The 12977-nt window shown below is 65.5% G+C and carries 11 protein-coding genes and 2 pseudogenes; 5 read left to right on the top strand and 8 right to left on the bottom strand.

The window, feature by feature from the left end:
- The first annotated feature begins 39 nt into the window (after positions 1–39).
- The 5 genes from MPSD_RS17600 to MPSD_RS17580 are packed head-to-tail and all read left to right on the top strand — an operon-like array spanning position 40 to position 4544.
- Positions 40–1176, top strand: a complete 1137-nt coding sequence (locus tag MPSD_RS17600) for a 4Fe-4S dicluster domain-containing protein (RefSeq protein WP_086084944.1) — start codon at positions 40–42, stop codon at positions 1174–1176.
- The gene (locus MPSD_RS17595; protein ID WP_086084945.1) at positions 1169–2026 is read left to right on the top strand and encodes an FAD/NAD(P)-binding protein; all 858 of its coding nucleotides are present in this window, start codon (positions 1169–1171) and stop codon (positions 2024–2026) included. Before MPSD_RS17600 ends, MPSD_RS17595 begins: the two co-directional genes overlap by 8 nt.
- A complete protein-coding gene (locus MPSD_RS17590) occupies positions 2027–2782 on the top strand; it encodes an NADH-quinone oxidoreductase subunit B family protein (protein WP_086084946.1) in 756 nt (251 codons plus the stop codon).
- Positions 2782–4074: a Ni/Fe hydrogenase subunit alpha gene (locus tag MPSD_RS17585; RefSeq protein ID WP_086084947.1), complete on the top strand. Its 1293-nt coding sequence runs from the start codon at positions 2782–2784 to the stop codon at positions 4072–4074. Before MPSD_RS17590 ends, MPSD_RS17585 begins: the two co-directional genes overlap by 1 nt.
- Positions 4071–4544, top strand: a complete 474-nt coding sequence (locus tag MPSD_RS17580; protein WP_020786907.1) for a hydrogenase maturation protease — start codon at positions 4071–4073, stop codon at positions 4542–4544. The genes MPSD_RS17585 and MPSD_RS17580 overlap by 4 nt, the downstream gene beginning before the upstream one ends.
- Positions 4545–4554: 10 nt before the next feature.
- On the opposite strand, the pseudogene MPSD_RS17575 reads toward MPSD_RS17580, so the two are convergent.
- The 8 genes and pseudogenes from MPSD_RS17575 to acsA all read right to left on the bottom strand — a co-directional run bounded on the left by MPSD_RS17575 (position 4555) and on the right by acsA (position 12794).
- Positions 4555–4974: pseudogene (locus MPSD_RS17575) on the bottom strand (DUF302 domain-containing protein).
- A 53-nt stretch (positions 4975–5027) separates the two neighbouring features.
- Positions 5028–6827 carry a PE family protein gene (locus tag MPSD_RS17570; RefSeq protein WP_262491445.1) on the bottom strand — a complete coding sequence of 600 codons (1800 nt, stop codon included), beginning with the start codon at positions 6825–6827 and terminating at the stop codon, positions 5028–5030.
- Between the two features lie 166 nt (positions 6828–6993).
- On the bottom strand, positions 6994–7413 hold the full coding sequence (locus tag MPSD_RS17565; RefSeq protein ID WP_012395125.1) for a pyridoxamine 5'-phosphate oxidase family protein: 420 nt from the start codon (positions 7411–7413) through the stop codon (positions 6994–6996).
- Between the two features lie 101 nt (positions 7414–7514).
- Entirely contained in the window at positions 7515–7772 is a 258-nt protein-coding gene (locus MPSD_RS17560) for an acyl carrier protein (protein ID WP_012395124.1), read from the bottom strand.
- 7 nt (positions 7773–7779) lie between these two features.
- Entirely contained in the window at positions 7780–9021 is a 1242-nt protein-coding gene (locus MPSD_RS17555; protein ID WP_020786911.1) for a dihydrolipoamide acetyltransferase family protein, read from the bottom strand.
- Positions 9018–9994: pseudogene (locus tag MPSD_RS17550) on the bottom strand (alpha-ketoacid dehydrogenase subunit beta). The gene MPSD_RS17555 and the pseudogene MPSD_RS17550 overlap by 4 nt, the downstream one beginning before the upstream one ends.
- The gene (pdhA, locus tag MPSD_RS17545; protein WP_086084948.1) at positions 9991–10995 is read right to left on the bottom strand and encodes a pyruvate dehydrogenase (acetyl-transferring) E1 component subunit alpha; all 1005 of its coding nucleotides are present in this window, start codon (positions 10993–10995) and stop codon (positions 9991–9993) included. The pseudogene MPSD_RS17550 and the gene pdhA overlap by 4 nt, the downstream one beginning before the upstream one ends.
- Positions 10995–12794, bottom strand: a complete 1800-nt coding sequence (gene acsA / locus MPSD_RS17540) for an acetate--CoA ligase (protein WP_086084949.1) — start codon at positions 12792–12794, stop codon at positions 10995–10997. The genes pdhA and acsA overlap by 1 nt, the downstream gene beginning before the upstream one ends.
- Between the last annotated feature and the right edge of the window lie 183 nt (positions 12795–12977).

The following is a 12977-nucleotide window of genomic DNA, read 5'->3' as shown; positions in this document are numbered from 1 at the left end:
AGGCGTTGTGCCCTTTGGCGTCTGTCGTGAAATAGGCTGATGAGTGTGACGATGAACAGACCCGGGACAGATTCCGGCGCCGCGTTGTTGGACATGGCCGGGCTGCGTCGCCTCGTCGAGGTGCTGATGGGGCGGCAATATCGGGTGGTCGGTCCGACCTTGCGTGACAACGCGATTGTGCTTGCCGAACTCGAGTCCGCAGACGACCTTCCGCGCGGCTGGGGTGTTGACGTGGCTCCGGGGCACTATCGGCTGCGTCGTCGCGATGACGATGCGGCCTTCGGGCACTCGGCGGGACCGCAATCCTGGAAGCAGTTCCTGCATCCGCCGCGTCAGCGGATGTGGGCCGGCACTCGAGACGGGGATGGCGCAGCCGAATCCGAGCCGGAGGCCCCGCGTTACGCATTCCTTGGCGTGCGCGGTTGTGATCTGGCGGCGATCGCGACGTTGGGCGGGGTGTTGGGTCGTTCCGACTACCCCGACAGCGCATTTGTCGGTCGCCGGCGCCAGATCTTTGTGGTAGCGGTGAACTGCGCCGAGCCCGGGGGAGTGTGCTTCTGCGCGTCGATGGGCACCGGTCCCGGCGTTGGACCCGGCTACGACCTGGCGCTCACCGAGCGTGTTGGTTCCGACGGAGTCGGTTACGTCGTTGACGTCGGCAGTCCACAGGGCGCCGACGTGCTCGCCGCGCTGCCGCATCAGTCAGCCAGCAGCGGCGACGTGGCGTCGGCGCGCGCCGATGTCGAGGCCGCCGCCGACCGGATGGGACGGCAGATGCCCGAGGTCGATCTGCGTGACCTGCTGCTGCGCTCCCGGGAGTCGCCGCAGTGGGAGGAGGTGGCCAGTCGCTGCCTGACCTGTGGCAACTGCACGATGGTCTGCCCCACCTGCTTTTGCACCAGCACCGAAGACGTCAGCGATCTCACCGGCGAACACGCCGAACGCTGGCGGCATTGGGCGTCATGTTTCGAGTTCGACTTCACCTACGTCCACGGCGGCGGCAGCGTGCGCCAATCCGGCGCGTCACGCTACCGGCATTGGCTGACCCACAAGTTGGCTACCTGGCACGACCAGTTCGGCATGTCGGGCTGTGTGGGCTGTGGGCGATGCATCGCCTGGTGCCCCACCGGCATCGACATCACCGCTGAGATGAACAAGATGGTCGACGATGACTGACGCAGCGGCCGGAGTCGCAGCGCCGCCATCAGCGATGGCGCCAGTCCCGTATCGGGTGCGCAGTCGCGTTGTGGAGAGCCCGGATTCGGCGACGCTGTACCTGGAGCCGGTCAGCGAGGCATTGCGGCGCCCGGAGCCGGGCGAATTCATGATGCTCTACGCATTCGGGGTGGGCGAGGCGGCAATCTCGATCAGTGGCGATCCCAGCGTCACAGATGGGTCGATCACCCACACGATTCGCGCGGTCGGGGCGGTCAGCCGTGCCCTGCACGATGCCGCACCGGGCAGCATCGTGGGAGTGCGGGGCCCATTCGGCACGACCTGGGGGCTTGATGAGGCGGCCGGCCGTGATCTGGTCATGGTCGCCGGCGGTGTGGGGTTGTGCCCCTTGCGTCCAGCGGTCCTGGGCGCGCTGGCGCAGCGCTCTCGCTACCGCAGGCTGACGCTGATCGTGGGCGCCCGCTCCCGGGCGGATTTCGTGTTCGCGGCCCAGCTGGAAAAGTGGGCCCAGGACCCCGATATCGAACTGCACGTCACCGTCGACGTCCCGGTTCAGGGCTGGCGCGGCGAGGTCGGTCTGGTCACCGAGCCGCTGCGCCGACTTGCCCTGGACCCCGAACACGCCACCGCATTCCTGTGCGGGCCCGAACCGATGTTGCGGTTCGGGGCCGAAGCTCTGCTGGCAAAAGGGGTAGCGGCCCAAGATATTCGGGTCTCATTGGAGCGCAACATGCAATGCGGTGTGGGGTGGTGCGGTCACTGCCAGCTGGGACCGCTGCTGTTGTGCCGGGACGGGCCCGTCGTCAGCTATGACGTCGCCGGACCGCTGCTACGAGTGAAAGAGCTTTAGATGGGCCCAACCACTTTGGCTGTGTGGAAATTCGCCTCCTGCGACGGTTGTCAGTTGACCCTGTTGGACTGCGAGGACGAGCTGCTCACGCTTGCCGATCAGGTGCAGATCGCCACATTCGCCGAGGCGTCCAGCACCATGGTGGGCGGGCCCTACGACGTTTCGCTGGTCGAGGGGTCGATCACCACCCATCACGACGAGCAACGTATCCAAGAGATTCGGGCCCAGTCCAAGCTGCTGATCACCATCGGTGCCTGCGCGACCGCCGGGGGAGTGCAGGCGCTGCGCAACTTCGCCGACGTCGCCGAGTTCACCTCGGTCGTCTACGCCAAGCCCGAATACATCGACACCCTGGCCACTTCCACGCCGATATCCGCGCACGTCAAAGTCGACTACCAGCTGCACGGCTGCCCCATTGACCGAGGGCAGCTGCTCGATATTCTCGAGGCGCTGCTGATCGGGCGTAAACCGCGGCTGCCGGCCAAGACGGTGTGCACGGAGTGCAAACTGCGCGGCGTGACGTGCGTGATTGTCGCCGAGGGTACCCCGTGCCTGGGCCCGGTCACCCACGCCGGCTGCGGTGCGCTGTGTCCCAGGCACCATCGCGGCTGCTATGGCTGCTTCGGTCCATCGGCGGCACCGCAGACCGCGACCTTGATCCCGCTGCTGCGCCGGGACGGCATGTCCGAAGGCGGTGTCGACCGGGTGTTCTCGACTTTCAACGTCACCAGTTTCGCCGCGGAGCGGAGCAAGTGATGGCACCTGACAACCGGACGCTGAGCGTCGGAACGTTGACACGTGTCGAAGGCGAAGGGGCGCTCTACGTTTCGCTCAAAGATGGCGAGCTGGACCGAGTCGAGCTCAACATCTACGAGCCGCCAAGGTTTTTCGAAGCGTTCCTGCGCGGCCGCGCGCACACCGAGCCGCCCGACTTGACCGCGCGGATCTGCGGCATCTGTCCGGTCGCCTACCAGGTCAGTGCCTGCAATGCGCTCGAAGGTGCCTGCGGTGTCGAGCTGGACGCGGACCTGATAGAGCTGCGCCGGTTGCTGTACTGCGGCGAATGGATACACAGCCACGTCCTGCACATCTGCTTGTTACACGCACCGGACTTTCTGGGCTATCCCGACGCGATCGCCTTCGCCCGAGACGAACGTGAGATCGTCGAGCGCGGGTTACGCCTGAAGAAGGCCGGTAACCAGCTGATGGAGTTCGTGGGCGGGCGGGCGATCCACCCGATCAATGTTCGGCTGGGCGGATTCTATTCCGTCCCAACTCGATCGGACTTCGCGCCGATGGCTGAGCAGTTGCGCCGCGCTCTGGACGACGCGCTGGCCGCCGTGGAGTGGGTGGCCGGGTTCGAGTTCCCCGACCTCGAGTTCGACCATGAGTTCCTGGCGCTCACTACGCCCGACCGCTACCCGATCGAGAACGGCACCATCGCGCGCAGTGCCGGACCGGTCTTTCCGGTGGCCGAATTCACCGACCACGTCGTGGAGCTGCAGGTGCCCCATTCAACCGCCCTGCATGCCACATTGGACGGCGGCTGCCATGTGACCGGTCCGCTGGCCCGCTACGCGCTGAACTCGTCGTTACTCACCCCGATAGCCGCGCAGGCCGCCGCCCGGGCCGGACTTTCCGCCCAGTGCCGAAATCCATTCCGCAGCATCATCGTTCGTGCCGTGGAAGTGGTGTACGCGATAGAAGAGGCGCTGCGGATCATCGAGAACTACCAGCGGCCGGCGCGACCGTTCGTCGAGGTGCCGGCTCGGGCCGGGGTGGGCCATGGCGTCAGCGAGGCGCCACGGGGACTGCTCTACCACCGCTACCGTATCGACGATGCCGGATTGGTGTCGGCGGCCACCATCGTTCCGCCCACCTCGCAGAATCAGGCGGCCATCGAGGCCGACCTGGCCCGGGTGGTTTCGGAGAACCTCGCTCTTGACGACGAGGTGCTCACCACCATGTGTGAACGTGCGATCCGCAACTATGATCCGTGCATCTCGTGCTCGACACACTTCCTGACACTCACCCTCGAGCGTGGATGAACGCAGCTGTCGTCGTCATCGGGCTCGGCAATCGCTACCGGCGTGACGACGGTGTCGGGGTGGCCGCCGCCACGGCGTTGCGGGAGCTGGCGTTGTCGGGCGTTCGTGTGGTGACCGACCTCGCGGATCCGATTAGTCTGCTCGAAGCGTGGTCGGGTGCCGGGCTGGCCGTGCTGATCGATGCCGCGGTCGCGACGCCAGCAACACCGGGCCGGGTGCGTCGCTGTGCCCTGGGCGACCTGGCGGCCGGATCCAGCGGGGTGAGTTCGCACCGGGCCGACGTAGCCAAGGCATACGCACTGGGACAAGCCTTGGACCGGGTGCCCGAACGGCTGGTCATCATCACCGTCGACGTCGCCGACATCGGCCACGGCGTTGGTTTGACGCCACAGGTCTTGGATGCCATTCCGGTGGTGGTCGGCCTGGCCGTCGATGAAATCGGTCGCCCGCGGCCACGCGCCGAAGTGTAGCGGACGTCGATCAGGCCGGCGCGGCCGCTTCGGTGGCGGCCAGCAAGGCGATGGCGGCGACTAGCTTCTGGGTCGCCTCATCGGCGATCGAGATGAGCGCCGCCTCGCCCGTCACCGCGAGCAGCATGCCCGGATTCACCGCCTCGACCAGCACGTCGCCCGGGCGGTCCGGGTCGGCGCGAACCAAGACGTTGCAGGGCAGCAGCAGCCCGATCTCGTGGTCGGCTTCGATGGCCCGGTGCGCCAGGTCCGGGTCACAGGCGCCGAGGATCAGATAGTCCTCCATCTGCGCGCCGAGTTTGGCTTACAGCGTCGCCTTGACATCGATCTCGGTGAGCACCCCAAGCCCTTGGGCGGCCAGAGCCGCCCGGGTGCGTGCCACCGCGTCATCGAACGGGGCCGTCAACCTTGTCGATAACGCGAGGCCCATGGTGATTCCTTCCGTAGCTGACCCCGACGGTGAGGTGCCGGGCGGTGTGTCGCTCATGGTGCTAACTCGGTTGGCGCCCGAGCCGACCACCGCGTCCGTAGCGACGAGCTAGAGCTATCTGAGCATCGACGCACACCGTATGGGAGGGTCCGAAGTCCCTTTCTCGCAGAGACATTCGTCGTGAGAGGCAGGTATGGGACCGGCCGGGCCGAACGCACCGGAATTGGGAATGGCCGCCGACCCATTACTCGGGTGCAATCGCCTCGGCGACGCGTTGGGGTATCACGTTCAGCAGGGTAGGAACGACACCCGCAACTTGCATATCGGGGATCGTGATGTCGAGCGGGGCGGGACTCCCCGTGCCCGGAAGTTCGATTGTCGCGGTGATCGGTTGCGGCTGGGCCAGCACTCCGCCGAAGGGCATCCGGACCAGGACCGGCGTGTTGGCGCCGACGACGATGGGAGGCGTCAGGGGCGTCAACGGGATAGTCACCGTCTCGCTCACCGGCACCCTTAGCTCCACGACGGTTTCGCCGTTGAGGAAACCGTCCAACACGTAGGCGGGCATATCGAGCAAGGCGCCGACAGCCCCCACACCGTTTCCCGTGGCCACCGCTCCGCCGGAGCACCGTCAGGCCCGTTGCAAACCCATCGAGCGTGGCGATCGGCGGGCCGATTGCGGCCAAGGCGATCGAGTTGACGACCGTGCTGGTGGCGTTGAAGCTGTTCTGCACCATTTGCGTGAGAATGGCGCCCGGCGGAAGCAGGTCGATCAGGTCCTGCTGCATCTGCGCAGGCAGTGACATCAGCGGGAGTAGCTCTCCCGCTGGGCCCTCGACGGTGATCTGCGAGAGGTTGTTGATGTTGACTCCGCTGAGGAAAAGATCCACCGCGGCTCGCGGGACGTAGTCCACCGCGTCGTTGTAGTCGCCCGCCATCACCGCTTGGTTGGCCTTGTCGACGTCGCCGAAAAAGTTGGGCAAAGTCTGCGGCAGCTCCGCGCCCGCGTTCTGCAGCGCGTCCACAACTACCTGGCCGTAGCCAACTTGCTTGCCGAGGTATCCCTGCAGCTCCGCCGGGAAATTCACGGCGTCGGCGACGGCGAGTCCGATGTTCGCCGGCAGGTTCGCCACAGTTGCGGGGAGGTCTTGCGCGGCGGCCGCGAGTCCGCCGCCTATCGTCCGGGCGTATTCGGCTTGGTTTGCGATCACCTGCTGCGCGGCCGGGAACGGATGGGCAGCCCAGTCGCTATAGATGGTCTGCAGATTGGCGCAGGTATTGGCGAACAGGGTTTGCCATGGCCCCTCGGCAACGGCAGGCGAACCGGTTGTCGGAGCGAACGGGCCAAACCCGAACAGCCCGGGCAACAGGGAGCCGCCGCCGAGAACAGATATGGCGGCACCAATCTCTGGCGGGGCGCCCGGGAGAAGTTCTCCCACCGAGATTGCACCGGTGATCGGGCCCAACTCGGTGTTGCCCGCACTCAACTCGGCGAGGAAGGCGCCGCCGGGCGCCGCGGCCGCCGGAGCCGGCGAGTTCGCCGGGTTCGCCTGGCCCAGCCGGGCGTTGGCGAACTCGGTGTCGAGGTATGCGGCCGCGCCGCCGCGCAAGAGGCTGACAAATTCGTCGTGAAATGCTGCCGCCCGCGCACTGAACGTCTGAAATTGCTTGCCGTAGGTACCGAAGAACTCCGAGATAGCGATCGACACATCATCAGAGGCCGCGGCGGCGACGGTAGTTGTGGGACCGGCCCCGGCAGCCGTCGCATCCTCGATCTTCGAGCCGATACCCGCCAAATGCCCGGCTGCGTTGCTCAACGCGTCGGGTTCGGCGACTACCAGCGACACTGCCATCCCCCCCGGTTCGACGTACGGCCCCGTGCGGCCCATCTTCACAGGCGAGCACGTCAGCCGTATCCGAAATCTGTCGTTTTCAGGGCAGATCTAACCCAGATCTAACAAACTCGCCGTGCTGGCGCCGGCGATCACGAGTCGGCGCCGGCGCCAGCTGGCGGTTGGTTTATTCCTGGCCCGGTGGACCGAACTGGAACCGCCGACCTGTCACCGCGTCCGGCAGAATCCGCACATAGTGGGTTTTCTCCGTTGCCGTCCACGTCAACAGGTGAGCGCTCTCGGCCTCCGCGATCTCCTCGTCGGTGCGCATCGAACGGGCCCTGCCCTCGACGATGACGCTCCAGCCCTCGCTGGAGGTGTGATCGTCAACTTCGAACAGGACTTTGTGGTTTATCGCCGTGCTGACCAACTTGGTGCCCTCGGCCGTGCGGAACAGCACGGTGCGGCGCTGGACGACGAAGTTCACCGGGAAGATCTGCGGCCGCCCGTCGACGCTGGTAACCAGCCGTCCTAACGTGACGCTTTTCATCAGGTCCCAGCATTCGTGCACGGGCAGGATGGTGATCCCATCACCGGCTCCCGACATCAGCCAACCCCTCTCCTTTGGTAGGTCACAAGCATGATGCTATTGAAGTCGGCGGCGCGCATCGCCGGCCCAAGGTCCTACCGGGCAGGGACCAATGTCGTTCAAGCGGTTTTGGACGCGTGTGTCTCGACGTAGGTCACGACATCGTTGAGGGTGCGCAGGGTCGCGTAGTCGGATTCGGGGATGTCCACGTGCATCCGTTTGTGGATACCGAGTAGAAAGTTCAGCCAATCCATCGAGTCAAGATCGACCTGATCGCGCAGCAGCACATCGTCACAGATGTCATCGGCGTCGACCTCGGGCGCGATGGTCGTCAATACCGACAGGACCACGGCGCGGGTGTCTTGTTGTGTCGTCATGTGCCCATCACTTCTCTAGCAGGTCGGGCTGCTGAAGCAGCTCGTTGATCGCGGCCAGAAATAGGGCGCCACGGTGTACATCGCTGGCCCGGTGGTCTGCGGCGAGGGTGCCCTCCACGGTGGTGACAACGCGAATCCCGCCGTCGATGACGCACACTCGTTGGGCCGGTTTCCCGAACCCGACAATGGCCACCTGCGGCGGGTAGATCACGCCGAAGACGGTGTCGACGCCCTGGTCGCCAAGGTTGGTGACCGTGATGGTCGGGTCCGACATCTCCGAACTGCGCAGCGAACCGGCGCGTGCCCGCGCGACGAGGTCGGTGAGGTCACCCATCAATTCGTCGAGCTTCTTGTCGGCGACGTCGTGGATGGCCGGGGCGACCAGCCCACCCCCGCGAAGTGATATCCCGACCCCGACATGCACGCCGGTGGCGGCCTGGAACCCATCGTCGCGCCAGAAGCCGTTGAACTCGCCGAAGCGTTGGGCGGCCAGTCCGACGGCCTTGAGCAGCAAGACGGCCGGCAGCACCCGCTCGGTGATTGAGCGTTGCGCATTTCGGGTGGTCAGCCAGTTCAGTGACTTCTCCATCAGGATTTCGTCGGCGAGATAGTAGTGCGGGATCTCCCGCTTCGACCGGCTCATCGCCGCGGCGATGGATTTGCGCATTTGCGCGGCACGCTCGGCGATCTTGTTCTGGGCCGTGGATTTGGCCCCGATGGATTTGGCGGACGTGCTCGCAGCCGTGGCCGCGGGCCGCTTGGCAGGTACGGCGCTGGCGGCGGCGTGCTCGACGTCGCTGATCGTGACCGCCCCTTGGGGGCCGGTGCCGCTGACCGCGTCGAGATCGACATGCAGGGATTGGGCCAGCCGGCGGGCGGCGGGGGAGACCCAGCGCCGGTGGCGCGGCGCCGCGGTGGCGCCGTGGGCGGGCGCCGGTGCCGATGCGGCTACCGTGGGGGCGGGTTTGGCGCGCTTGCGGGGTCGCTGGCGCGGCGACTTCTGCGGACTGGCTCCCGGCTCCAGCAGGGTGGCCAGTACCGTTCCGACTTCGACAGTATCGCCGACGGGGACGACCAGCTCATCGACCGTGCCCTCCTGCCAGCACTCGATCTCCACGGCGGCCTTGGTCGTCTCGACGATCGCCACGATCTGTCCGCGGCTTACCTTGTCACCCGGCTTGACCAGCCATTCGTTCAGCGTGCCCTCGTCCATGTCGGAGCCCAGGGCGGGCATTTTGAACTCGATCATGACTGGTCACCGAACAGCGCTTGGACCGCGGCAATGATCTTGTCGGGTTGGGGCAGCGCCGCCTGCTCCAAGTGTTTGGCATAGGGGATGGGGACCTCCACACTGCACACCCGCGAAACCGGTGCATCCAGGTCATAGAAGGCGCCCTCCATGATTTGCGCGGAGATCTCGCCGGCCAAACTTCCACTGCGCCAAGCTTCGTCGATCACCACCGCTCGATGCGTCTTGCGGACGGACTCCAGGATCGTGTCGGTATCCAATGGACGCAACACCCGCAGATCGACGACCTCACACTCGATTCCGTTCAGCGACAACTCGTTTGCCGCGTCCAGCGCCTTGGCCAGGCAGCCGCCGTAGGCGATCAAGGTGACGTCGGTACCGCTGCGGCGCACCGCCGCCTTACAGATGTCGGTCGGCTTGAGCACATCGATATCGGCGGAGGTGTTGTACAGCTGTACGTGCTCGAAGATGATCACCGGATCCGGGTCAGCCAGCGCGGGGGCGAGCATTCCGTAGGCATCCTCGACCGTGGCGGGGGCGAGGACCTTGATCCCCGGGACGTGGGCATACCAGGGCTCCAGGCTGTGTGAGTGCTGCGCCGCCAGCTGACGTCCGGCGCCGGTCGCCATTCGCACCACGATCGGTACCGAGAACTGCCCGCCGGACATGTGTCGCAGGGCGGCCGCGGTGTTGACGATCTGGTCGAGGGCCAACAGGCTGAAATGACTGTCATCACTTCCACGATGGGACGTAACCCGTTGAGTGCCGCGCCGATTCCGATGCCGACGAAGCCCAGCTCGGACAGCGGTGTGTCGCGCACCCGCTCGGGTCCGAACTCCTCGAGCAAGCCCTTGGATGCGGCGTAGGTGCCCCCGTAGCGGCCGACGTCCTCGCCCATCAGCACCACCCGCGGGTCGTTGCTCAACGCGTCGTGCAAGCCATCGTGGACAGCGGTTCGGTAGGTGGTCTTCATCGCGCCGGCTCCCAGATCGATTCCGCGGTCGCATCGCAGCTATCGGGCGGAGTCAGTACGTCGCGTTCGAGATCCGATGCTTCCTCCCATGTTCCGGCATCGGCGAAGGCAACCGCCGTAGCGATCTCGTCGGCCGCCGACCCTTCGATGTCGCGCACGTCGTCATCGGTCAGCGTGCCGCTGTTCAGACACTGTTCGGTGAACAGCCGGATCGGGTCGCGCTCGCGCCATCGCTGCACTTCCGCCTTGTCCCGGTACAGCTCGGGGTCGAACATCGAATGGGCCCGGAATCGGTAGGTACGGAACTCGATGAAGAACGGTCCGCCGGTGCTGCGGATGTGGTCGACACCCTGCTGGGTAGCGCTCATGCAGGCCGCTACGTCCATCCCGTCGACCGCCAGCGTCGCAACGTTGTACGACGCCGCCTTGACCGTGAGGTCGGTCTGCGACTGGGCTCGATGCAATGCGGTGCCCATGGCGTACAGGTTGTTCTCGCATAGGAACAGCACCGGCAACTTCCACAGTGCCGCCATGTTCAGTGACTCGTGAAACGCGCCTTCGGCGACGGCTCCATCACCGAAGTAGCATGCCGTGACCCGATTTCGCTTCAGCATGGAGTCGGCGAGCGAGATGCCGACCGCCAGTGGCAGGCCTCCGGCGACAATGGCGTTGCCGCCGTAGAATCGCCGGGCCTGGTCGAACAGATGCATCGACCCGCCGCGACCTCGCGAGCAGCCCTCCTGCTTGCCGAACATCTCGGCCATGATCGAGGTCATCGGAATACCGCGCAGCAGCGCGTGCGCGTGCTCGCGATATGTCGCCACCACCGCGTCGTCCTCGGCAAGCACTCGCAGAGATCCGGCGGCTACCGCCTCTTCTCCGACGTAGAGATGCAGAAATCCGCGGATCTTGGCTGCGCTGTAGAGTTCCGCGCACTTCTCTTCCATCCGGCGCACCCGCACCATGTCCGACAGCAGCTCGCGCGCCAGCTTCGCATCCATCACAGTGGCACTCCTTGGGGCTTGGGTTCGGGAAATCCCACGACGGTGGATGTGTCCCCCTCGGGGAGACCGAGTTCGCGGGCTTTGAGCAGCCGCCGCATGATCTTGCCGCTGCTGGTGTGGGGCAGTGCGTCGGCGAACTCTATTTCTTTGGGCGCCACGGCCGCTCCGAGGTGTTTGCGGGCGTGCCCCAGCAGCTCCAGCCGCAGGTCGTCATCGGCGGTAAAGCCGTCCTTGAGTACCACAAATGCTTTGATGATTGCGCCGACGGTCGGATCGGGCTTGCCGATGACCGCCGCCTCGGCCACCGCCGGATGATCGGTCAGCACGCTCTCCACCTCGAACGGGCCGATGAGGTGGCCGGCGGATTTGATCACGTCATCCTTGCGGCCGACGAACCAGAAGTAGCCATCGGCGTCCTTCTTGGCCAGATCTCCGGTGAGGTACAGCCCGTCGCTGAAGCACTTTCGATATCGGTCCTCGGCGTGTAGATAGCCGCGGAACATCGAGGGCCAGCCCGGCTCGAGGGCTAGCTCACCTTCTTCGTCGGGATCATCGATCACCGAGGTGGTGCCATCGTCGTTGTGGCGCAGGATATATGCGTCCACCCCGGGCAGCGGCCTGCCCATCGAGCCAGGTTTGATGTCGAAGGCCGGCGTGTTGGCGATCATGATGCCGCCAGTCTCGGTCTGCCACCAGTTGTCGTGAATCGGCAGGCCCAGCACCCGCTTTCCCCACCACACCGCTTCGGGATCCAGGGGTTCGCCCACGCTTGCGATGAAACGCAAGTGGGGGAAGCAATACTGTGCTGCCAATTCGGCGCCCGCTTTGATCAGCATCCGGATCCCGGTCGGGGCGGTGTACCAAACCGACACATTCTGGTCTTGCAGGATCCGGTACCAGCGCTCGGCGTCGAACTCGGCCTGGTCGACGATGGACGTCACGCCGTGCAATAGCGGACTGATGATGCCGTAGGACGTTCCGGTGACCCAGCCGGGATCTGCTGTGCACCAATAGATGTCGTCGGGGTGTAGGTCGAGTGCATACAGGCCGGTGATGTAGTGCATAGTGACCGCGCCGTGCACATGTATGGCGCCCTTCGGTGTTCCGGTGGTGCCACTGGTGAAGTGCAGCAGGGCCGGGTCGTCGGCGGTGGTGGGTTCCGCCGGCGCGTTGTCGTCCGCGGCTGCCATCAGCTCCCAGAGGCTGAGCGTGCCGGGCAGCTGATCGCCCGAGCTCTGAGCGTCCACCACCAAAATGTGGCGCACCGACGTGAGTCGTTCGCGGATCTTGGCGATCTTGCGCCGGTAGATCGCCGCCGTGGTCACCAGCACATCGGCTTGCCCGATCTCCACTCTGGTGGCGATCGGCTCCGGGCCGAATGCCGAGAACAGGGGCGAAACCACGCTGCCGTTGCGCAGCGCGCCCAGCATCGTTATGTACAGCTCGGGGATGCGGCCCATGATGGTGAACACGCGGTCACCCTTGTTGACGCCGAGCCCGCGTAGCACCGCGGTGAATTTCCGGACCAGCCGGCCCAATTCCGCATAGCTGACGTCCTGAGTGGGGGACTGGTCCTCCCGGCTTTGGTCGGTGACAAACCGCAGGGCGGTACGGGTCGCGATCGGACCAGCGCAGTGCCGATCCACCGCCGCGAAGGCGATGTTGCACTTGTCGTCTCCCATGCCTTCGCACAATGCCGGCACATCGGTCCACCGGAATTGTGCCCGCGCCCGCTGGTAGTCGGAGAGGTTGGGGGCGACACGAGAGTCGTGGGCAGTCTTGTGAATAACGTCCATGGGTGGTCCTAGCGGCGGGGGCCAGCGACTTTTCGTGCCGGATGCTCACGGCGGCAGGTTTTTGCCATGGCCGTTTCCTTTGGTTGCTGACGCGCCTCCATCGTTTTCCCGGGATGGTGTGCGGCAATAGAGAAGAAAGTCATCTATGTCAGCGGTCGCCCGTCCCGCCACGCAAGTGGCAAC

Origin of the sequence: Mycobacterium pseudoshottsii JCM 15466, from assembly GCF_003584745.1 — a bacterium.
GTDB classification, from domain to species: Bacteria; Actinomycetota; Actinomycetes; order Mycobacteriales; family Mycobacteriaceae; genus Mycobacterium; species Mycobacterium marinum.
Note: the sequence above shows the minus strand (reverse complement) of the source record. Positions and strands in the feature narration are given on the sequence as shown.

What these genes read in the sequence shown, in the direction of transcription:
- MPSD_RS17600 (WP_086084944.1), top strand. Translation starts at nt 40, where the DNA reads ATGAGTGTGACGATGAACAGACCCGGGACAGATTCCGGCGCCGCGTTG.
- MPSD_RS17595 (WP_086084945.1), top strand. Translation starts at nt 1,169, where the DNA reads ATGACTGACGCAGCGGCCGGAGTCGCAGCGCCGCCATCAGCGATGGCG.
- MPSD_RS17590 (WP_086084946.1), top strand. Translation starts at nt 2,027, where the DNA reads ATGGGCCCAACCACTTTGGCTGTGTGGAAATTCGCCTCCTGCGACGGT.
- MPSD_RS17585 (WP_086084947.1), top strand. Translation starts at nt 2,782, where the DNA reads ATGGCACCTGACAACCGGACGCTGAGCGTCGGAACGTTGACACGTGTC.
- MPSD_RS17580 (WP_020786907.1), top strand. Translation starts at nt 4,071, where the DNA reads ATGAACGCAGCTGTCGTCGTCATCGGGCTCGGCAATCGCTACCGGCGT.
- MPSD_RS17570 (WP_262491445.1), bottom strand. Translation starts at nt 6,827, where the DNA reads ATGGCAGTGTCGCTGGTAGTCGCCGAACCCGACGCGTTGAGCAACGCA.
- MPSD_RS17565 (WP_012395125.1), bottom strand. Translation starts at nt 7,413, where the DNA reads ATGTCGGGAGCCGGTGATGGGATCACCATCCTGCCCGTGCACGAATGC.
- MPSD_RS17560 (WP_012395124.1), bottom strand. Translation starts at nt 7,772, where the DNA reads ATGACGACACAACAAGACACCCGCGCCGTGGTCCTGTCGGTATTGACG.
- MPSD_RS17555 (WP_020786911.1), bottom strand. Translation starts at nt 9,021, where the DNA reads ATGATCGAGTTCAAAATGCCCGCCCTGGGCTCCGACATGGACGAGGGC.
- pdhA (WP_086084948.1), bottom strand. Translation starts at nt 10,995, where the DNA reads ATGGATGCGAAGCTGGCGCGCGAGCTGCTGTCGGACATGGTGCGGGTG.
- acsA (WP_086084949.1), bottom strand. Translation starts at nt 12,794, where the DNA reads ATGGACGTTATTCACAAGACTGCCCACGACTCTCGTGTCGCCCCCAAC.